We start from the raw sequence: 21,258 nt of genomic DNA on the forward strand, positions 1-21,258 counted from the left end.
AATTAAAATTAAAAACCTTCACTATTTCAAAAAATAAATCAATTTAATTTTGATTTCATGAAAAATAAAATGAAAAACATAAGATATACTATATGATAAAAAAATATGACTAATTTATATTTGTTTATAAAAGGTGTTTGTTTTCAATATCTTAATGATTTTTAGTAGTTTAATCGATGGTTTGTATTGAGAACGTAAAGAACAAGATTGTTTTTAGCTTCACTAGCTTTGAGTTTTTGGGCATAAAAAAACCGGAAAAAATTCCGGTTGTATGATTAAGCTTTTTCAAGCTGAACAGTAAAGTGTCTTAAGATTTCCGGTTCCCACGTGATCTTGTATCCTTTTGCTATTTCTTCACGTCTTTCGTATACGTTTTTGATAGCAGCAGCGATATAATCCATATGGTTGTTGGTGTAAGTTCTCCTAGGAATTGCCAGACGTACCAGTTCTAACTTCGGATAACGGTTTTCTCTTGTATCAGGATCTCTGTCTGCCAGTAAAGTCCCGATTTCTACAGTTCTGATCCCTGCTTCCTTATAAATTTCCAGCCCTAATGTCTGAGCCGGATATTCTTCACGGGAAACATTCGGAAGGAAGTTCAAAGAATCGATGAATACAGCGTGTCCTCCGATAGGTTTCTGAACAGGAATTCCATATTCAATCAGTTTATTTCCAAGATATTCAACCTGAGAAATTCTGCTTTCAAGGTAAGCAAACTCTGTAGCTTCATCAAGACCTACGGCCAATGCTGCCATATCTCTTCCGGCCATTCCTCCATAAGTAATGAATCCTTCATAAATGATGGTGAAGTTAGAGGCCTTTCTGAAAACTTCTTCATTATTCAAAGCAATGAATCCTCCGATGTTCACTAAACCATCTTTTTTGGAACTCATTGTCATTCCGTCTCCGTAAGAAAAAATTTCTTTACAGATTTCCTTAATGCTTCTGTTTTCCTGTCCTGATTCTCTTTTTTTGATGAAGTACGCATTCTCTGCAAATCTTGCTGAATCAAAGAATACAGGAATTCCGTATTGGTCAGATAATGCTTTTACAGCTTTCATGTTTTCCAAAGAAACGGGCTGTCCTCCGGAAGAGTTGCAGGTAATGGTAATTAAACAGAAAGGAATATTTTCTTTTGGATGACTTTTATAAACTTCTTCCAGTTTTTCAAGGTTGATATTTCCTTTGAATGGGTGAAGATCATTAATATCAAAAGCTTCGTCTATCGTACAATCAATAGCATGTGCTTTTCTGATTTCGATATGTCCTTTTGTTGTGTCAAAATGCGAGTTCCCCGGAACTACATCACCTTCTTTTACCAATACTGAGAAAAGGACGTTTTCAGCAGCTCTTCCCTGGTGTGTTGGTAATAAATATTTGAATCCTGTGATTTTTTCAACGGTTTTCTGTAGCTGCTCAAAAGAACGGGATCCGGCATAGCTTTCGTCTCCGGTCATCAAAGCAGACCATTGTCTGTCGGACATTGCTCCCGTCCCTGAATCGGTAAGCAGGTCAATATAAACATGTGAAGATCTTAGGTTGAAAAGGTTATAATTAGCTTCTTTAAGCCATTGCTCTCTTTCTTCTCTGGTGGACTGATAGATTTCTTCCACCATTTTAATGCGGAAAGGTTCCGCGTACGGTAAATTCATGAGTTAAATTATGTTTTAAATTGTTTGTAAAGAAAATGTGCTTGAAAATAATTTTTCAAAATTCATCAATGTATAAATAAGTCGGAAAAAGGGATTATTCCGGAGCCTTAAATATATTTTCATCAGAATGGAATCCGGCTACACCGCCGCTTACTGCAAACTTCATGGCAGAAGCTGCTGTCATTCCCACTACAGGTTTGATGTTTTTTTCTTCAGTAACAATTACCCAGCCCGAGATGGCGTACGAGTGGGGAAGGTATACCGCAACGTAATTATGCTTGTCAACGTCCGACATTTCTTTTTGAGTTAAAAAGCCGATTCTCCAGATTTCCGGGTTCTCGTTGGTTTTTACCCATACAGGATCGTTGAATTTTTTCTTGTCGCCTACGAATGAAGACATGACGTCTTTCGTAGGAGTGTAAATGTGTTTTATCCCTGGAGTTTTCTCCAGTAAGCTGTCCATCGTATCGAAAAAGAATCTTCCGACCACGAATTTATTTCCCAAATATCCTAAAATAGCAGTAAAAAGAATGATAGATACGAATACAAGACCAGGAATCTGCTTGGCAAGAGACGGAACAAGATTGTCTATCGCACTTACAATATACCAGATTACAAAGATGGTAAGCCCGATAGGACCAATAATAACCAGTCCCTGGAAAAAGTTTTTCAGGAACATATTGGCGATATTTTCAAAGCTTGGCTTCTTCAAGGTGTATTCTTTACTATTCTTATTTTAACCGTGGATGGTTTCTTTATTTCCGTAGGATTTAATAATATTAGCTTCATATTCCAGCCATTCTTCCCAACGTTTGTTTACTTTTTCAGGATCTCCGAGCTGTCTTGCAAATCCGATGAAAGTAGTATAATGATTGGCTTCAGAAATCATCAGTTCTTTGTAGAAAACTTTAAGCTCTTCGTCTTTGATGTTTTCCGTAAGAACTTTGAATCTTTCACAGCTTCTGGCTTCAATCATAGCCGCAAAAAGCATTTTGTCTACGATGAGGTCTTCTCTGCTGCCCTGTACAATAAATTTTGCCAGTTCATTCACATAATCATCTTTTCTTGCTCTTCCAAAAGTAAAACCTCTTTTTTTAATGATTTCATGTACCTGATTGAAGTGATCCAGTTCCTCTTGTGCAATGGCAAGAAGTTCAGTCACAATCTCAGGATATTCCGGAAGCATCGTGATCAGACCTATAGCATTGGTAGCTGCTTTTTGCTCGCACCAGGCATGATCCGTTAAAATTTCTCCAATGTTTCCTTCTGCAATATTTGCCCACCTTGGATCGGTAGGGAGTTTCAACTTAAACATGTTGTAAAATTTTTGTAAATTTAAGCAAATTGAAGTAAGAAATGTGACTTTATTTCAATTTGATCCTTAAAGTCCTAAGATGCGGTCTTTTTTCTTAAGAATTCCAGAATATTCCACCCTGAAGTATCTACTTTTTTCAATCCTGCAGAAATAATGAAAGCTAACATGATATTAATCCCATAAATTATGATCATCAAAAGCCACCATGGCATATTTTCTTTTAACGGAACTACCAGAAAATAAACGAGTGAAGAGCTGATTCCCTGTGCAAAATAGAAGAAAATAGCATTTTTTCCGATGTAGGTGATGAAATTTTCTTTTGTGATTTTCAGTCGGTTGTAAAGAACAAATAAGGTTGTGAGAGAGAATAATGCCCAGATGATGTAAGGAACTTTTGGTGGAAATTTATTTTTATTGATTTTATAGAAGATGTCTCCTCCATAGTACCAGAACATCCATATAAGTGCTGCACCTACAAGTCCGTATAATACAGGTATTGCTTTAGTAGGAATCTTTTTTCCGCGCATTGTGTGGCCGATTAAAAATACAGCAAGATAAAATGCAACGTATCCAACTTGTCCCGTTGGATAATACTCCGGGAAGATGTTGAATAATAAGGTTAAGGTAATGCAGAGTCCGATGAACCAATTGATATGTTTTGGGAAAAATCTTAGGATGAGCACTCCGAAAACGGTAAGTACATAATAGACTTTTAAATACCAGAAACTTCCCATTACTACCGGAAAAGTATCAGCATTGGTGTATTGATGAAGATACCAGTTTCCCAGGTTTTCCCATTGAGGATATATTGAAACACTGGTTGCGGAATATTTTGAACCAAATGTTGAATAAAAACTTTGGAGCCATTCCATGGAAAAGAAAGTCAGTCCAAAGACTTTAAAGAAGTAATCTAAAAAGAACAGGAAAGTCACAAAAATCATATAGGTAATCTGGAGTTTCAGAAGACGGTATAATGTTTTTTCTATATTGGCGCCGGAAGTGATGCCGCTCAGTGCATAAAAGAGTGCCACATCAAAAACCAGAGATAAAACTCTTACTTCTGCCGGAATGTAAAACTGTCCGGACCAGAAAGCGGTATGGATAAATATGATGGAAAGTGTTGCCAGTCCTTTGGCGAAATCAATATAGAGATCTCTGTTCATTATAGATGGGTTGGAAGTTCTTTTCTTATAGGTTCAAAAATACAAACAAATTGATTGTTTAAAACATAAAAGCTTTTAAAAACAAAAAAAGGGGCGGAACATACTGCCCGCCTCCTTTCTTAAATATGCTAAAAATGAATGTTCTCGTTTATTGGAGATGTTTAAATTCTTCTGCAGAGATTTCTCCCGACTGAATTTTTCTCAGCTCGTCTATATATTGACTCATGTATGCGTCAATTTCAGGATTTACTGTATTTTTGCCCATCTTATAGGTTCCGTTTAAAACTCCCTGATAGTAATAGAAGAAATTGTAGTCGAAATCGGATGCACTAAAATTATACTGTCCTAAAAGAAATCCTAAACGTACCGCTGATCTTCTTTGAGCAGGGGTCCCGTGATGGTTTACGTTGTTTGTCTGATAGTCACCGATACTTTGAGCAAATTCATAAGCTGCTGCAATTTCTGCAAAGCTGGTTTTGTTGTATCCGTTTGGTCTTCTCAGATAGTATCCTGCAAAACCATCTGCTTCAAGCTCATTCGGTCTGTACGTTGATTCTGATACCGAAGGAAGGTTGAAGATGTACTGTAACTGGTGTCCGTATTCATGAGCAAGGATCATCGCATTTACAATATCGCCACCCTTTGATTTTGCATCATAATAGATAGCATAACCGTAATAAATTCTTCCATTACCATAAGATATGGCGTTGTAGGTAGAATTAAAATTAGTAGGGTCATTTACAAATCGTAAAAGAGGATTGCTTCTACCCCACATGCTTGCAATTTTAGTCATTTGCGCATTCATAAAATTGGTGTCTGTGGAGTTTTGAAGTCCTGTCAGTAAAACTGAGTTAGTACTCCAATTGTTGTCTACATAAGAACAGATTTTTTCAAGATCCCCAGGCTGATCAATTTTTGCACTTAGTGCTTCTTGCTGAGGTTGAACATTGTTGTCCATTTGGTCATCACTACATGCTGTTAATGAAGTAACAGCAATGGCACCTGCTAGAAAGCAGAGATTAAAGTTTCTTTTCATATATAATATCAATTTGGTAAGGCGAATTTATGAAATTATCTCTTAATTGTGAGTATTTTAATGAAAAAAATTATTCAAAATAGTGTGAGTAGAATAATAATTAAAAAAACATTGCTTTGATTGTAAGCTATTTAGAAATTTATATGTATATTTGCACCTCGAAATAACTAAAAATTTATAAACAATGTTTGCAATTGTAGAAATAGCAGGGCTTCAATACAAAGTTGAGCAAGACCAGAAGTTGTTTGTAAACCGTTTAAAAGGAGACAAAGGAGGAAAAGTTTCTTTCGATAAAGTTCTTCTTACTGTAAACGGTGCAATCACTGTAGGCGCCCCAGCTGTAAACGGAATCACTGTAGAAGCAGAGATCCTTGACCACGTTAAAGCTGATAAAGTAATCGTTTTCAAAAAGAAAAGAAGAAAAGGTTACAAAGTGAAAAACGGTCACAGACAATCTTTAACTCAAATCGTAATCACTGGTATTACTGGTTTTGAAGGTGGAGCTAAAAAAGCTGCTGCTAAAAAAGAAACTGTGAAAGGTGAAGTTCTTTCAGACAACGCAACTGTTAACTTTGGTGAAGATCACGAGTTGAACTACCACTTAAAGAAAAACAACTTGTCTCAGTCTAAAGAGAACAGAGAAACTTTAATTACTTTAGGTAAAGCAGTTAAAGTTGAATTAGAAAAGAATATTCTTACTCATGAAGAAGTAGATGCTGCTATCATCAAGAATATCGATCAATTTAAAGCACTTAATAAATAATCCAGTAATAAAATGGCACACAAGAAAGGAGTCGGTAGTTCCAAGAACGGTAGAGAGTCTCACTCTAAAAGATTAGGTGTGAAGATTTTCGGAGGACAAGAAGCTATTGCCGGAAATATTATTGTTAGACAAAGAGGTACTCAGCACCACCCAGGTGATAACGTGGGAATCGGTAAAGATCACACTTTGTTTGCATTAGTAGATGGTAAAGTAGTTTTCAGAAAGAAAGCAAACAACAGATCTTTCGTATCTGTAGAGCCAAACGCATAATTTAAGCGTTTTATAAAAATTAAAACCTCAGTTTTTACTGAGGTTTTTTTATTTACTAGCTGTCAGTATATTCATTTATTCGTGAAATATTTTATATTTGTTAATTGTCCAGTTCTGAGTCAGTTGCGAAAGCCGAAAAGCATAAAGAGTAGGCAATATTAAAACAAAATATCTATGAAAAATGTTAGAAAATTAACGAGAAAGAATTTAAAAGAAATAACTGGTGGTGTGGCGGCAGAGTGTCCTTCCATGTTTCAATCGTGTGATGAATGGTGCAGATGGTCTCCATGGCAGAAAGCACATTGCATGCTTTCCCAGCCATGTACAGAATGTTTTGAATAATATCAGAAAGTATAAACCGTATTTTCTTTAAGGTAACAATAGGGCTGAACACTATTAAGTGTTCAGTTTTTTTAATTATTAAAAAACGTTAAATCATATCTCTTTAATGTGAAATATTGATATATTTGTGTGTAATCAATAAAAAAATATTGCAGAAGCCGAAAAGCAAAGAGAGTAGGCGACAAATAAAACTAAACAATCATGAAGAATTTACGAAAATTAACCAAAAGCAGGCTGAGAACTATTAACGGAGGAGAAGTATGGTGTCCGGCAAAACCCATTACATCATGCAGTGTATGGTGCGGACTTACAAAGGAACAGAAAATGCGCTGCCTGCTTGATGTAGAAGGCTGTGAGTGCTTTTAAACTTTTGTTTTAATACCTGATACTATTAGAATAAAAACATTTTCGGCGGCTTCTTTGAAGCCGCCGAAAATGTTTTATTTAATGTGCTATCTAAAATCCTACCTGGAATCCTGCTTTAACACCGAATTTTGAGATATCCGGTCTATCCAGATAATTTCCTCTCCAGTTGAAGTCTACTCTGAAAATTCTAAGATTTCCGATTCCTATATTTTCAATCCCGAATCCATATTCATAATAGATGTGTTCGCTTGGTGCAGAATATTTAAAACCTTCTACATTGATTGCTTTGGAAGCATCGCTAAGTGTTCCATATGCCCCTCTGATAAATGCAACTTCTCTTAATTTCAGCTTTTTAATCAAAGGGATATAAGAAAGGATCTTACCGTTAAAATGATGTTCTAATTGAAGAGTGGTATACGCATCCGTCACAAACTCATAATAGTTAAGCTGAGAGAATGTATTCGGAACCAGACCATAGGAAAGGTTGGCCGGAATAATATTCTGTAATGCCAAAGGAACTGTATTAAAGTTCTTTCCGGCTTCGAAATTAACCACTAATTTTCCCATACTTCCAATTAAAAATGGCTTGTACAGCATAAACTGGAGTTTGTCATAATTAAAATCAGCATTGAATAAACCTTCAATACCTCGTGTATATCTTAAAACAATAGTTGGAGCTAAGTTTCTGGCCTGGTAACGGTCAATACCGGTTTGAGAGAACTTGGCGCCAGGTTTTGCTATTAAACTGATGGTAACGTGCGAGTCATTAACGGTTTGTCTCAAATGCCCGTCTTTATAATACATCAGATTGAATTTCTCAGGAATAGCTGATTTAATACTCTGCATTACTCCATCTACTCTGATCTGGAAGTTCTTCCAGGGTTCAATAGCAGCAAAAAAACTTGTTTTATTTACAGAGCTTAAGGAAATGTTTTCTCCTCTTGCGAAAAAGGTACTGGTAGACGAAGATTGCGGCGTAACACCATCACCTGATGTAAGCTGCCCGCCAAGCTGTACAATATCTCTGCTGGTTCCGGCTCCAATCATAAAGCGGTTAAGCTTATTGAACATATATCTTGCTTCTACGCCATATTTAAACTGTTGATCTTTGAACCCATATGCTGTGTAAAACTGCGCTCTCCAGGTATCATTCAATCCGAAATAGGTTCTTGCTCCTAATCTTATTCTGTCTCCTTCTACTTCATTTCTTCCGTAAATTGAGAAAATAGGACCAATATCAATCCCTTTGAAGGCATTATAATAACGTGAACCAAGCGTTTCAAACAGCTTTACCATTCGGTTGAATTTCGGAGTCTGCTGAAGCTGATCAAGCATGTTATAAACGCCCTGTTCTGCTTTTGATAAAGTGTCAGGTCTCGCTTTAGTCCAGTATGCCTCATCCTTATTGGTGAACTTGTCTTCGTATTCTTCTTCAGTACGTTTGAATACTTTAGGGTCAAGAGGCTTGTTGAACTGATAATCGGAATAATCTACAGATCTTTTGGCGATGATACTTTTAGCACCTTTCTTTTTTGAGAAAGGACTCATTTCAAATTCGGTGACCAGTTTTTTAGGAAGAAACGTAGCGTCATCAGGATTGTCGTATTCTACCTGAGTATACACACTGTTGACAAAGTTGACGTTGATCTTCTGTGTTGACTTCAATGTTGCTCCTAAAACAGCATAAGTATCGGTATCAATATAAAGGTTTCCCTGAAATGCAAGGACATCTTTTCTCTTCGGCTGGTATCTTATCTGGAAGGCTTTCTCCCCACGAATCGTAATGGTGTCCATAAGGCTATAATCATACGTACTGAAACCATCACTTCCGACAGGGCTCTGGAATCCGATATCGAAATAATTCAGAGTATTGTCGTAGATATTGATATCACGGTATAAATTTTTAGCAGAAACTGTAATCACCTGATTGTCCTGAAAACCTGAAGTCTTCTGGGCTACTAATGTTCTTTTGCTATCCTTTTCCGGTTTGTTTTTACCATAATTTTCGTAAACGGCTTCGTTCAGAAAAATAGGAAGTCCAAGTCTTCCGCTTGCTGTGGAATCTGCATAGTCGAAAATGAAATCCAGTTTGTTGAAAATCTTTTTCTTCATGAATGCACTGTCAAGATTGTTCAGGTCAAACTGCGTTTTTTCATACTCTTTATAAGAATAGGTGTCGAATTTTTCCAGTCCGTTATTTCTTTTTTGTGCCCATACCTTCTGCATAATTGCATAGGCCGGATTTTCTTTCTTGCTTTTGTATTTTGTTTTTCCGCTTTGAAGAACAATTTCCTGAATGTCGCTCACTTTAGCCTGCGAAAGCTGTACGAAAATATTGTCAGCATTTTCGGGAGTGATATCGAAGGTTTCTGTAGTATAATTTTTTCTGGAAAATCTTAACTGATGGATGATGCTATCAGACTCAATGATGAAGCTGCCTGAAGTTGTCGTCAGGGCAGGTGTTTTACTGTCGTTGATAAAGATATCAACTTTATTGAGTTCTTTACTGTTCTTTTCGTCAACCACCTTACCGATGGCTTTGTTTTGAGCACATACGGAACCAGCGAGAATCAGAAAGAAAAATAAAAGATAGTGTTTTTGGGAGTTATTGTTTAACATCATTCGTTTCTTCAGGCATTTAGCATAAACAAAAAGCATGCAGTTTATTTAAAAAATAGGTGAAAAAATAAAATATTTTTATTCTATCCTATAAAACGACAAAAGTAGCGAAAATTATATATGTATGGGTTAAAAATTACTCGGGAAGTTTTAATGCTTAAAATATAATAATCAGGGGATTAAAAGAAGATGAAACTGATCCGTTTTAAGAGTGATTTTGGTATTTTTTTGAGGAACGAATAAAATGAAAAAAAGACTTACATTTCTGTAAGTCTTTTTGCTCCTCCTGCTGGGCTCGAACCAGCGACCCTCTGATTAACAGTCAGATGCTCTAACCAACTGAGCTAAGGAGGAATTTCCTTTGTTTTAAGTGGTGCAAATATAATAGGAATATCCGTACCAAGCAAGTTTTTGTTCCTGAATATTGAACGAAAAAAGCTATTGGTTTATTTTTCAATAAATTAAATTTTAAATATTTTTCTGTGATGGAAGAGGTTATTCAGAATGTTATAGATTTTACGCTGTAAGCAATAGATTTTTAGGCCTGGTTTTATAAAAAGAAACAAAAAAGACCTACAGCAATGTAAGTCTTCTTATTTTTTATGGTTCTGAAATTTTTATTTCTTTAAATCTTTAAGAATTTCCTGAACAGCTCTTTCCAGTTGTGGATCATTGTTCTGAAGACGGTCCATAAAGGTGTTTTTTACATAAATATCAGGTTTTACACCTGTTTTTTCAAGGTTCTGTCCGTCTAATGTGTAAGTTCCCCATGAAGGAAGTCTGTAAGAAGAGCCGTCTACCAACCCTTTTGCTGAAGTGAAAATAATCCATCGATAAGTATCCTGACCGATAATTTTACCCAGCTTTAGAGCTTTGAACCCGGCTGCTGTCATTTCGGCATCACTTAATGAAGCTTCATTAATCAGAAGAACAATAGGTTTTCCGGAAGGTGCAAAATTTGGTTGTGTTGTTATTTTTCCTTCACGGTATTTCCATTGCAGATAAGGTCTCTGAGAAAGGAAATTCAATACTTTGTCATGAACGTTTCCACCGGTGTTGTAGCGTAAATCAAGAATAACAGCGTCTTTTCTGTTCTCCTGTTCTACCATATCCAGAAGGAATCGGTCCAGCTCATCCGTAGACATGTTTTTCATACAAGAGTAGGCAATACGGTTGTTGCTAAGCTTGTCTACACGCTGATGATTGTTATAGATCCAATCATCGTAAAGTAATCCTTTTAATTCCCCGTTAGAAATCGGATGTACTTTGGTGGTTACAGTTTTACCATCACGGTTGAAGGTAAGAATAAGTTCATCCTGTTTTTTAGGGCTTGTGAAATACGTTTCGATATTTTCGTTTAGATCAATCTTCTTTCCGTTTACAGTAGTCAGTTGATCACCAGGTTTGATGTCAACTCCTGAACGGTAAGCAGGAGATTTTCTCAGAATGCTTTCTACCGTATAAGGCTGATCTTTTTTGAAGATAATTCCTGTTTCGTTAGTGAAATAATTCAGAAATACGGTTTCCTCCTTTCCGGTAGAAGAAAATCCGGTGTGTGAAGAATTAAGCTCACCCAGAAGATCATTCAATAAAATCCGCAGATCATTTCTGTTATTTACATATGGAAGGTACTTTGCATACTGTTCCTTTTTAGCTTTCCAGTCGATCCCATGGAATTTTTCGTCGTAGAAGTTTTCCTCCACACCCGTCCATGCTTCAGCATACATCTGCGTAAATTCTGAGGCCAGATCTTTATCGAAACTATACTGGATATTGATTTTTTCGGGCTTTAATGCGGCAACGGTTGTTTTGTAGATATTACCTTCAATCAGAGCAAATAGGTTTTTCTCATTTTTGGTTAAATAATAAGCTGCTTTATCAAACACTTTTTCAGATTTGGCAGGCTCAAAATCGGTAAACACCTTTTTGTACAGTTGTCTTTTTCCGTTATCCTGATTAGAATTAAATAATAGAATCTCTTTTTTATCATCAGCGAAAACGGCCGGATCATCCTGATATCCATATCGGTCGGTAACCAGCTCAATTCTGTCCAGAGTATCTTCAGGATTTACTTTCAGCTCTTTGATTACCGGTTCTTTTTCTTCTTTTTTCTCTTTGTCCTCTTTGTTCTTGTCTTCTCCTTTTTTGTCCTTCTTATCTTTATCCTTCTCTTTATCCGAAGACTTTGCTTCCTTCTTTTCTTCAATGAAAAGACTGTCAAATTTTTCAGATTTATAAGGCTCATCAAACCAATCCAGAGCCATGCGGTAAATGTTAGATTTCTGCATGCCTAAAGGGTAAGACGGATTGGTTCTGTCGCTGGCAAAATAAATATATTTTCCATTGGAAGACCATACAGGATCTTCCTCTGAAACTCCAGTGTTGGTAAGGTTTAAAGTCTGTGCTTTTTTGATATTATAGATGAAAATATCCAGCTCAAAGTTCCTTTTGGCAGAGAACAAAACATATTCATTGTTTGGCGAGAAAGAAGGTCTTGAGTTTTGGAATGCCCAGATTTCATCTTTTACAATGGTAGTGGATTTGAAACTTTTTAAATCCAATAATCTTACTTCATCTCTCCCGCTTAAGTAAACGGCTTTTGAAAGGTCGCTGTTCAGGGTGATGCTGCGGTTATTTCGTAAATCTTCGGTTAATTGCTTTGGCTGTCCTTTTCCGTCTGCCTGAATCGTAAACCAGTTTTGATAGCCGTTATAAGTCTGATTGTAAAGTAAAGTACGGTTGTCTTTCAGCCATTTTACTTCCATAGCACGCTCTTTACCGTCAGAAACCTGCTGGGCAAACTTTCCTTCAATATCAGAAACGAATATAATACCACGGCTTATGAACGCCATTTTTTTACCGTCCGGAGATACATCATAATAGGAAATATTATTTTCCACATTAAAATTCTGAGCTTTTTCGAGGGTTTTATTGGTATTCAGACTGATGTTGATCGGGCTAGTTTTTTTTGAGGCTACATCATAAGTATAAAGCTGATAATCCTTCTCAAAAATAACTTTGGATCCGTCTGCTGAGACAAAAGGTTTTTTAATAGAAGTATCAAATTGCGTTAAAGCAGTTTTTTTACCATTTTCGATTTTATAAAGATTGTATTCTCCATTGTTCTCATCAGAAATAAAATAGATAATACCATTTTTATCTACACTTGGGTTGAAGTCTTTTCCTTCGTAGTTCGTGTATTGTTTGAAAGAATTACTTTTTGGATTATATCCAAGAATGTCAGGATTGTTTTCTCCTTTATAACGTTTACGTTGTACCTGGTGGGCACTTTCAGATGAGCTTGTGAAAAGATATTCTCCTGCAGGAGTTTCCACAAGTCCATTGGTATAATTAAAGTAATTATTGAAAAGTTTTTCTGGAGTTTTTCCTTCAATTGTCGTTTTAAAACTTCCGAAATTATTATTTCTGGTAGAAGTAAAATAAATCGTTTTACTGTCCCATGCCCAGCTTTCCATTTCGTCTCTTCCAGTATGGAAAGTCAGCTGCTTGATCGTTCCGCCTCCTGCGGGCATTACATACACATCATAATTGCCATATTGGTTAGAACTGAATGCAAGCCATTTCCCATCCGGAGAAAGGCGGGGATTGATTTCTTCCCCATCCAGTGCGGTAATTCTTGAAGCATTTCCTCCATTGGAATCTGCTTTCCATATATCACCATCAAAAGCGAAGTAAGCTGTCTTTCCATCAGAGCTTAACGAGGGGCTTGATAAAAAATAAGACTTTTCCTGCGCTGAAATCCCTATAATAGAAAATGCTGTGAATAGCGAAATAATAGTTTTCTTCATGGTACAATTAGGTATTTATACAATACGATATATTTTTTTTTATTATTCTTTGTTATTCTTTGTTATTGTAGAGAAGTAGTTGTATTCTGAGAATTTTCTCAATATAAATTACTCTAAAAAAGAATAGTCGGAGTATTGGCGAAATAGTTACAGGTAAAATGCTTTAAAGACTTATAAAATTCAATGAAATAGATCAATATTTCATGAAAACGGAAGGTAATTTGAAAATATCGATCTTTTTTAGGTATTAATCTTAATTATGGTAAAAACGCAAAGATTATATTCATTTATCTTATTGTTAAGAAAGCTAAGATGCCGACAATGTCGCTGATGAAGCTTAAGCGGTTATGCGTACACTTCGAAAGAATCAACTTTGTTGATTCCTGTCTTTGCTTTCTTAAAAGTAAACTGTCAGATACAAAGCCTTTGCGTTAAATCTAAGTTGAAGAAAAGCAGGATTAGGTGTAGTTAAGAATTGGTCCAGTTTAAGGCACAAAAAAAGACTCACATTTCTGTAAGTCTTTCTGCTCCTCCTGCTGGGCTCGAACCAGCGACCCTCTGATTAACAGTCAGATGCTCTAACCAACTGAGCTAAGGAGGAATGTCCTTTGTTTTAAGTGGTGCAAATATAGGACGAATATTTATACCCTACAAATATTTTTAAGAAAAATTTAAAAAATTTTATAATTTACCCATAAATACTTTGAAGATGTCGCTTCCGAAGATCAGTAACATCAATCCTAACAGGAAGATAACTCCAATCATCTGTGCGTTTTCCAAAACTTTCTGCGGAACAGGTTTCCCTACAATCATTTCATATAAAGTAAATAAAACGTGTCCACCATCAAGTCCCGGAATAGGAATAAGGTTCAGGAATGCCAACCATACGGAGAACATTGCTGTAAAGCTCCAGAACGCCACCCAGTTGATCTTAACACTTCCATCCGCATCTTTATCTACAGGCATATTCTTTACAATAGCAATAGGACCTCCAACGTTTTTATACCCCTGAACTTTAGAGTTGAACATAATTTTGAACTGCTTAACCTGAGTAGTTAATGCTTCAATAGTTCTGGTAAATCCTCTTGGAATAGCCTCACCGAAAGAATATTTCTTATTCGTTACAATATCTTTTGCAATACTTTTTGTGTCAATTGCGATACCCAGTTTTCCGTTTTTATCTACAGAAACTGCCGGTAATGTCTGTACAGCTCCGTTTCTTTCAACGTCTACAGAAATTGTTTTACCTTTATTTTCACTTAAAAGAGCACTTACTTCATCAAAGAATGCTGCTTTCTTACCGTTGATCCCAACAATTTTATCTCCTTTTGCAAGACCAGATGCCTGAGAAGAAGGAGTAGCTAGTGAATCTACAACCATAGGAACTCTTGGAGTGATATATAATTTTGCTTCTCTCTGCTTAAGAACATCTGCAACACCGTCAGCATTCACCGGAAAAGTAACTTCCTGCCCGTTTCTGTTTACCGTTACATGATCTCCTAAAAGAATATTGATTGAAGTATTTTCAAGTCTTTCCGCTGGTTTTCCATCTACACTGATGATTTTGTCACCATTCTGGAATCCCATTTTCTTTCCTGCGGAAGTAGCTTCAATACCGTTGTCGAATTTTGTGATATCTGTATACGTTTCTCCGTTAAAGAATGATAAACAGCTGTAGATTAACCATGCAAGGAAAAAGTTAACGGTGACTCCTCCCAACATAATGATCAGTCGCTGCCAGGCCGGTTTTGATCTGAATTCCCATGGTTCTGCCGGTTTTTTCATTTGGGCAGTATCCATACTCTCATCCACCATTCCCGCAATCTTCACGTATCCTCCGAAAGGAAGCCACCCGATACCGTATTTGGTTTGTTCAGGGTGTTTTCTCCAGTCGTTGTCCGGAAGTTTTGATATATCGATAGGAACCTCTTCCTTCTTTCCGTTTACCTCTATTACTTCAGAATCCGGTAAGTTCTTTGATAAGAATTTATACTGCCATTTTCCGTTGATTTTCTTCATAGAGAATATGGAGAAGTACGGATCAAAAAACAGGAAAAACTTCTCTGCTCTGGTCTTAAACCATATGGCCGGTAAAAAGTGCCCAAGCTCATGAAGAAGCACAAGTATAGAGATGCTCAGAATGAACTGAAAAAGTTTGATTGCTATTTCCATTAATAAATTTTAGATTTTAATTTGCAAAGGTAACAATTATCAAAACTATGCCAAATAAAAAAGCTTCCCGAAACAAGAAGCTTTGTCATATTTAAAGACGATTTGATTATAAATTGAAAGAAACACCAAGGCTGCCATTATTACCGACCTCTGCAAAGACTCCAATTTTCTCTGTGAAGAAATAGCGGGCTCCGATGTGAGCTCCTACTCCAAAGTCTCTCCCTACAACTCCAAGGTCTACACCAGGGTAGATATCCCATTTGGAAGGAAGATTTAATGCTTCCTGCAAGTGAAAGTTTAGTCTCCCGAAAACAAAAACACGATTATCCTTATCGTTGTTTTTATAATTATCAAAGTAGCCATTAATCCCGGCTCCTACTGAAATAAGTTTATTGAGACCATAGTCGTAAGTTCCCGTGATCCCGGTTCCATATCCCCAGGCACTCAGCCCCAGTTGTATTTTCTGATCTCCCTTTCCTGTCCAGGCCTGAGCGTTAGCCATAGCGCCAAAAAATAAGATCGTCACCATAAAAAACAATTTCTTCATAAATTTTTAATTTTAAGGATAATAATAAAAAATATTTCTATCAAAAATGAAACCGAAAGAACGACAATATTATAAAAATGGTTGACTTTAATAAATATTAAGAAATAAATCCTGTTTTTGGTACTAAAGCATCTATTCAACTATTTAATTCTACTTTCGTAAAGGTAAAAGCTGTATTTTTATACTTCATATATGAAATAATTTAAAAGAATAAAAGATGAAAGTTGTAGGGCTTAATTTAGATATCATCTGGAAAAATAAAACTGGGAACTTTGCTAGTATAGAAAGCGAACTGCTGAATGCGGAGGCAGATCTGTTTCTGCTTCCCGAAATGTTTTCAACAGGCTTCTGTATGGATGCTTCTGAAGTTTCGGACAGAAATAATGAATCACTGGAGTTTTTGAAAAAAATCTCAAAAGAGAAAAATGCAGCGTTTTGCGGAAGTGCTCCGGTAGAACAGGACGGCAATTTTTACAACAGAATGTTCTTTGTAAAGCCTGATGGCGAAATCTCTTTTTATGATAAGAGGCATTTGTTTTCATTTTCCGGAGAAGATAAAGTATACACGCCAGGAAAGGAAAGAGTAATCGTTGAATATAAAGGAATACGTTTCCTGCTTCAGATATGTTATGATCTTCGTTTTCCTGTCTTTGCAAGGAATAATGATGATTATGATGCCATTTTATATGTTGCCAACTGGCCCGAGAAAAGGGTAGGAGCATGGGAACATCTGTTGAAAGCCAGAGCCATTGAAAATTTATCTTTTGTATTTGGTTTAAACAGAATCGGGACCGATGGAAATGATCTGTTGTATCAGGAGAGCTCTCATTGCTTCTTTGGGGATGGAAAAGAAATTTCTCAGAAACAGGGAAATCTTGTATCTGCAGAACTCCATATGGAAGAATTGAAAGATTTTAGAAAACATTTCCAGTTTTTGAATGACAGAGATTCTTTTTCTATTGAATTTTAGATTTTCCCACTGATTTCGCAGATCTTCACAGATTTTAATTTCTATATAATATAAAATAAGTATAATCATCTGTGAAAATCCGTGCGATCTGTGGGAATTAAAAAAAACTGTGAAAAATCACAGTTTTAAGCATATTCTTGTAAAAGTTGTGTGAGGGTATTCACGTCATGAACACCGCTTTCCTTCCACAGCATTTCTCCTTTTTTGAAAATGGCCAGTGTAGGAACTCCACGCACTCCATACTGAGCTGCCAGTGCAGGATATTGATCTACATCTACTTTTATAATTCTGGCTCCTTCGCCAATATTTTCCTTTACTGTATTTAATACCGAAGACTGTACTTTACAAGGCTGACACCACGTTGCAAAAAAATCGATAAGTACAGGTCTTTCGGAATCAATGATTTCCTGAAATTTTTGTGACATAATTTAGCGTTTATTAGTTTGCTTTTTTGTTTGTTTCGTCCTGGATCGCCTTTACATTCTTCCAGCTCGTCCCATCATAAGCTTCCACACCATTTTTCTTCAGAATTTCCATGGCCTGATCTGCCTGGATTCCTTTATTGCAAAACACTACAACTTTTTTACCTTTTAGAGTTTCTATATTGTTTTGAATATCTGCCAAAGGAATGTTGATGGCATTTTTTGCTGTTCCTGCAGCATATTGCTCCGGAATTCTGACATCTACCAATGTTACATCAGAGCTGTTAACCACTTCTTTGATGTTAGCTCTAGAAACGGTTGCTGTAGAGTTTGTCTTACAGGCACTTAGCGTAAATGTCAATGCTAAAAATAATCCGAAAAGCTTAATTTTCATGTCTTACAGGGTCTTAGATTGGCATACAAAATCTGTGGTTGGAAGTTTTTCCGTTTTTTTGATTCCGTTAAAGCCTCCTTCGATTTCAGTAAAGTTTCTGATTCCGTGTGAGTTAAGGATGCTTGCTGCAATCATGCTTCTGTATCCGCCAGCACAGTGAATGAAGAAGTGTTCAGAGTCATCAATGGTACGTGCCCAGTCGCTGATCGTATCCAATGGCTTATTGTAAGCATTATCAATGTGTTCTGCCGAATACTCAGTAAGTTTTCTTACATCAATTACGGTAGCATCTTCTGTGAATTGTTCTGCAAATTCGACAGGAGTAATTCTTTTGATCTCATCTGTTTCTTTTCCTGCATTTTTCCATGCTTCAAAACTTCCTTTCAGGTATCCAATCACATTGTCAAATCCTACTCGGCTTAGTCGCGTGATCACTTCCTCTTCAGTTCCTTCATCAGTAACTAATAATAAAGGATGTTTTACATCTACAATAAGCGTTCCTACCCATGGGGCAAAATCTCCTTTCAGTCCTATATTGATAGAGTTCGGAACAAATCCTTTATGGAAGTCCGCAGCTCCTCTTGTATCTAAAATTAATGCTCCTGTTTCCTCTGCCAGTGCTTCGAAATCTTCAGGCTCAACAGGCTGTAATCCTTTGTTCATCACAACGTCCAGACTTTCATACCCGCCTTTATTTAAAGCGACATTCATCCCAAAGTATTTCGGTGGAGCTGTTAAGCCGTCCAGAACTTCTCTGATGAAAGACTCTTTATCCGGTTGATTAAGTGCATAGTTGGTCTTCTTTTGATTTCCTAAAATGTCTACCGTTTCCTTCTGCATATTTTTTCCGCACGCAGATCCGGCTCCGTGAGCTGGATAAACTGTGATGCTGTCATCCAACGGCATAATTTTGTTCTGAAGACTGTCGTAAAGAATTCCTGCAAGATCTTCCTGTGTAAGGTTAGTGGCTTTCTGTGCAAGATCCGGTCTTCCCACATCTCCTAAAAATAGGGTATCACCTGTAAAAATTGCAGTTTCAACACCATTTTCATCGATTAAAAGGTAAGTGCTGCTTTCCATCGTATGTCCGGGAGTGTGCATGACCTTTATTTTCACTTTTCCAATCTCAAAAATCTGATTGTCTTCAGCAATAATAGCATCAAATTCCGGAACAGCAGTAGGTCCGTAAACAATTGGAGCGCCTGTTTTTTTGCTTAAATCCAAATGTCCTGATACAAAATCTGCATGGAAGTGAGTTTCAAAAATATATTTTAAAGTGACATTGTCTTTTTCCAGACGATCCAGATAAGGTTTTACTTCTCTTAGTGGATCAATAATGACAGCTTCATTCTCTGATACAATATAATAGGCACCCTGAGCCAGACAGCCCGTATATATTTGTTCAATTTTCATTGGGTCTTTTTTTTATGAGTTAAAGATACGAAGTATTAGATCAATTCTAAATGAAATGTTAAATTCCATTGATAGTTTCTTTCAATACTTTGTTAAACGTACGTTTAGTATATGTTGTTTTTTTCAGCAAAAAGAATGCCTTACATAAAGATAATGGTAAATGCTGTTTTATATCATGTTTAGTTCCTGTATCCTTCCTGGTACAAAAAAAATAATTATCGTGGTTTAAAATTTGATTATTGAAGGACAAATTTATTTTCGAAAGAAACAGAGAGAAGTTCTTCAGAAAATATCTTTACATATTTTATAAAAAATTTTATATTTATAAGTTAAAAAAGCGAGCAAATGGCAGATAAAACACAATTTATTGAAGAACTTAACGCTAGATACACTCCTAAGGGTGAGCATATAATATTAGGAAAAGGAATGCTGGACGGAGAAGTAGTCACAGAAGTGAACGTAACCATTCCCTTGAAAACGATTAACCGCCACGGCCTTATTGCCGGAGCTACCGGAACCGGTAAAACAAAAACATTACAGGTCTTTGCAGAACAGCTTTCTCACGCAGGGATCCCTTCTTTGGTTCTCGATATTAAAGGAGATTTCTCCGGGATTGCAGAAGCGGGCCAGATGAATTCTGTTATTGAAGAAAGGTATGCCAAAACACAGCTTCCTTATAATCCACAAGGTTTTCCGGTAGAACTCATGAGTATTTCCGGAGGAAAAGGAGTGAAGCTGAGAGCTACGGTGACAGAATTCGGACCTGTTTTATTAAGCAAGATCCTTGAATTAAATGATACACAGCAAAGTATCATGTCTATCGTCTTCAAATACTGTGATGATAAAGGACTTCCTTTGATTGATCTTAACGATTTGAAGAAAGTACTTCAATATGTGACGGATAACGCACAGGGAAAAGCTGAACTTGCAGCCAATTACGGATCTATTGCACCAGCATCTCTTGGCGCTATCTTAAGATCTATTGTGGCCCTGGAACAACAGGGAGCAGCAGGCTTCTTCGGTGAGCTGAGCTTTGATGTTCATGATTTACTGGAAACAAGAGACGGAAAAGGTGTGGTTAATATTTTAAGAGTGGCAGATATCCAGAATAAGCCACAGCTTTTCTCCACATTCATGCTTTCGCTTTTTGCTGAAATTTATATGACATTTCCGGAGGAAGGAGATAGCGGAAAGCCGAAGCTGGTATTATTTATTGATGAAGCCCACCTGATTTTTGATGAAGCTTCCAAAGCCCTTCTTTCACAAATTGAAACGATGGTAAAGCTGATCCGTTCCAAAGGAGTAGGGATCTATTTCATTACACAGATTCCAGGTGATGTCCCTGAAAATGTTCTTTCCCAATTAGGGTTAAAAATACAGCATGCCTTAAGAGGATTTACCGCAAAAGATAAAAAAGAAATTACCAAAGCCGTTGAAAACTATCCTACGACAGAATACTATAATGCTTCCAGTCTGATCCAGAATCTGGGAATTGGAGAAGCATTTGTTACGGCTCTTGATGAAAAAGGGATTCCGACACCATTAGTGCATACGTACCTAATTTCTCCGGAATCAAGAATGGATGTTTTGAATGACGCGGAAATTTCTGATCTGACTTCAAGATCAGCACTTGTTGCAAAATATGAGCAGGCCATTGACAGAGAATCTGCTTACGAAATGCTTACCAACAGGATGGAACAGGCAGCACAAAATCCTTCACCCACCCAAAAAACAAAACCTGTAAAAGAAGAACCGGGAATGTTTGAACAGGTATTGCAGAGTAAAGCTGGCCGTACTTTTACCTCTACATTAATGAGAGAAGGGGCAAAAGCAATTCTTGGAATGTTTGGTCTGGGAGGCAGAAGAAGATAATTTTGAAAGTTAACCTGCTGTGTTTTGATATATTTTTTGTTATTTTAGCAGGTTATCTTTACTTAACAGTAAAAAATAGAGCCGCATTTTATTGGGGAATAGGAGGCCGGTTTTGAATATTAAACTAGAAAAA

At 36.6% G+C, this 21,258-nt stretch carries 18 protein-coding genes and 2 tRNA genes; 6 read left to right on the forward strand and 14 right to left on the reverse strand.

All coding sequences use genetic code 11. The annotated features are described in order from the left end of the window. Positions 1–275 precede the first annotated feature (275 nt). From RAH34_RS14860 to RAH34_RS14880, 5 genes are all read right to left on the reverse strand, one after another. Positions 276–1,652 (reverse strand): tryptophanase, encoded by a 1,377-nt coding sequence (locus RAH34_RS14860; protein WP_306596636.1) that lies wholly within the window; start codon positions 1,650–1,652, stop codon positions 276–278. 94 nt (positions 1,653–1,746) lie between these two features. After that, complete coding sequence (locus tag RAH34_RS14865; RefSeq protein WP_114822049.1) at positions 1,747–2,364, reverse strand: DUF502 domain-containing protein; 618 nt, start codon at positions 2,362–2,364, stop codon at positions 1,747–1,749. Between the two features lie 24 nt (positions 2,365–2,388). Continuing rightward, positions 2,389–2,967 carry a tRNA-(ms[2]io[6]A)-hydroxylase gene (locus RAH34_RS14870; protein ID WP_062676098.1) on the reverse strand — a complete coding sequence of 193 codons (579 nt, stop codon included), beginning with the start codon at positions 2,965–2,967 and terminating at the stop codon, positions 2,389–2,391. 74 nt (positions 2,968–3,041) lie between these two features. Continuing rightward, positions 3,042–4,130 carry an acyltransferase family protein gene (locus RAH34_RS14875; RefSeq protein ID WP_306596638.1) on the reverse strand — a complete coding sequence of 363 codons (1,089 nt, stop codon included), beginning with the start codon at positions 4,128–4,130 and terminating at the stop codon, positions 3,042–3,044. A 148-nt stretch (positions 4,131–4,278) separates the two neighbouring features. Further along, positions 4,279–5,166, reverse strand: coding sequence for a metalloprotease (locus RAH34_RS14880; RefSeq protein ID WP_114822051.1), 888 nt, complete (start codon positions 5,164–5,166; stop codon positions 4,279–4,281). A 184-nt stretch (positions 5,167–5,350) separates the two neighbouring features. On the opposite strand from RAH34_RS14880, the gene rplU reads away from it, so the two are divergent. From rplU to RAH34_RS14900, 4 genes are all read left to right on the forward strand, one after another. Further along, positions 5,351–5,929, forward strand: coding sequence for a 50S ribosomal protein L21 (rplU, locus tag RAH34_RS14885; protein WP_076597840.1), 579 nt, complete (start codon positions 5,351–5,353; stop codon positions 5,927–5,929). Positions 5,930–5,941: 12 nt separating this feature from the next. Beyond that, positions 5,942–6,199: a 50S ribosomal protein L27 gene (rpmA, locus tag RAH34_RS14890; RefSeq protein WP_002984034.1), complete on the forward strand. Its 258-nt coding sequence runs from the start codon at positions 5,942–5,944 to the stop codon at positions 6,197–6,199. Positions 6,200–6,373: 174 nt separating this feature from the next. Next, positions 6,374–6,541: a hypothetical protein gene (locus RAH34_RS14895; protein WP_306596639.1), complete on the forward strand. Its 168-nt coding sequence runs from the start codon at positions 6,374–6,376 to the stop codon at positions 6,539–6,541. A gap of 201 nt (positions 6,542–6,742) precedes the next feature. Then, positions 6,743–6,907, forward strand: coding sequence for a hypothetical protein (locus tag RAH34_RS14900; RefSeq protein WP_306596640.1), 165 nt, complete (start codon positions 6,743–6,745; stop codon positions 6,905–6,907). A gap of 90 nt (positions 6,908–6,997) precedes the next feature. Here RAH34_RS14900 and RAH34_RS14905 read toward each other — a convergent pair whose 3' ends face one another. The 6 genes from RAH34_RS14905 to RAH34_RS14930 all read right to left on the reverse strand — a co-directional run bounded on the left by RAH34_RS14905 (position 6,998) and on the right by RAH34_RS14930 (position 16,054). Beyond that, a complete protein-coding gene (locus RAH34_RS14905) occupies positions 6,998–9,529 on the reverse strand; it encodes a DUF5686 family protein (RefSeq protein WP_306596641.1) in 2,532 nt (843 codons plus the stop codon). A gap of 277 nt (positions 9,530–9,806) precedes the next feature. Further along, positions 9,807–9,880 (reverse strand) — tRNA-Asn (locus RAH34_RS14910). A gap of 263 nt (positions 9,881–10,143) precedes the next feature. Next, positions 10,144–13,335, reverse strand: coding sequence for a S41 family peptidase (locus RAH34_RS14915; RefSeq protein WP_306596642.1), 3,192 nt, complete (start codon positions 13,333–13,335; stop codon positions 10,144–10,146). Positions 13,336–13,862: 527 nt separating this feature from the next. Continuing rightward, a tRNA-Asn gene (locus RAH34_RS14920) sits at positions 13,863–13,936 on the reverse strand. An 80-nt stretch (positions 13,937–14,016) separates the two neighbouring features. Continuing rightward, a complete protein-coding gene (rseP, locus tag RAH34_RS14925; RefSeq protein WP_306596643.1) occupies positions 14,017–15,507 on the reverse strand; it encodes an RIP metalloprotease RseP in 1,491 nt (496 codons plus the stop codon). 106 nt (positions 15,508–15,613) lie between these two features. Continuing rightward, the gene (locus tag RAH34_RS14930; RefSeq protein WP_114822054.1) at positions 15,614–16,054 is read right to left on the reverse strand and encodes a DUF6646 family protein; all 441 of its coding nucleotides are present in this window, start codon (positions 16,052–16,054) and stop codon (positions 15,614–15,616) included. A gap of 217 nt (positions 16,055–16,271) precedes the next feature. On the opposite strand from RAH34_RS14930, the gene RAH34_RS14935 reads away from it, so the two are divergent. Continuing rightward, positions 16,272–17,024 (forward strand): nitrilase-related carbon-nitrogen hydrolase, encoded by a 753-nt coding sequence (locus RAH34_RS14935; protein ID WP_306596644.1) that lies wholly within the window; start codon positions 16,272–16,274, stop codon positions 17,022–17,024. Between the two features lie 125 nt (positions 17,025–17,149). Here the strand turns inward: RAH34_RS14935 and RAH34_RS14940 are convergent, their stop codons facing one another. Genes RAH34_RS14940 through RAH34_RS14950 form a run of 3 tightly spaced genes read right to left on the reverse strand, consistent with a single transcriptional unit; the run spans position 17,150 to position 19,253 of the window. Beyond that, positions 17,150–17,449 (reverse strand): co-chaperone YbbN, encoded by a 300-nt coding sequence (locus RAH34_RS14940; RefSeq protein WP_034692844.1) that lies wholly within the window; start codon positions 17,447–17,449, stop codon positions 17,150–17,152. Between the two features lie 13 nt (positions 17,450–17,462). Then, positions 17,463–17,840: a rhodanese-like domain-containing protein gene (locus tag RAH34_RS14945; RefSeq protein WP_114822057.1), complete on the reverse strand. Its 378-nt coding sequence runs from the start codon at positions 17,838–17,840 to the stop codon at positions 17,463–17,465. A 3-nt stretch (positions 17,841–17,843) separates the two neighbouring features. Beyond that, positions 17,844–19,253, reverse strand: a complete 1,410-nt coding sequence (locus tag RAH34_RS14950) for a rhodanese-like domain-containing protein (protein ID WP_306596645.1) — start codon at positions 19,251–19,253, stop codon at positions 17,844–17,846. A gap of 345 nt (positions 19,254–19,598) precedes the next feature. Here RAH34_RS14950 and RAH34_RS14955 point away from each other — a divergent pair, with 345 nt between their 5' ends. Next, positions 19,599–21,125 carry a helicase HerA-like domain-containing protein gene (locus RAH34_RS14955; protein ID WP_114822059.1) on the forward strand — a complete coding sequence of 509 codons (1,527 nt, stop codon included), beginning with the start codon at positions 19,599–19,601 and terminating at the stop codon, positions 21,123–21,125. Positions 21,126–21,258: the final 133 nt, after the last annotated feature.

The organism is Chryseobacterium sp. WLY505, from assembly GCF_030846215.1.
GTDB lineage: Bacteria > Bacteroidota > Bacteroidia > Flavobacteriales > Weeksellaceae > Chryseobacterium.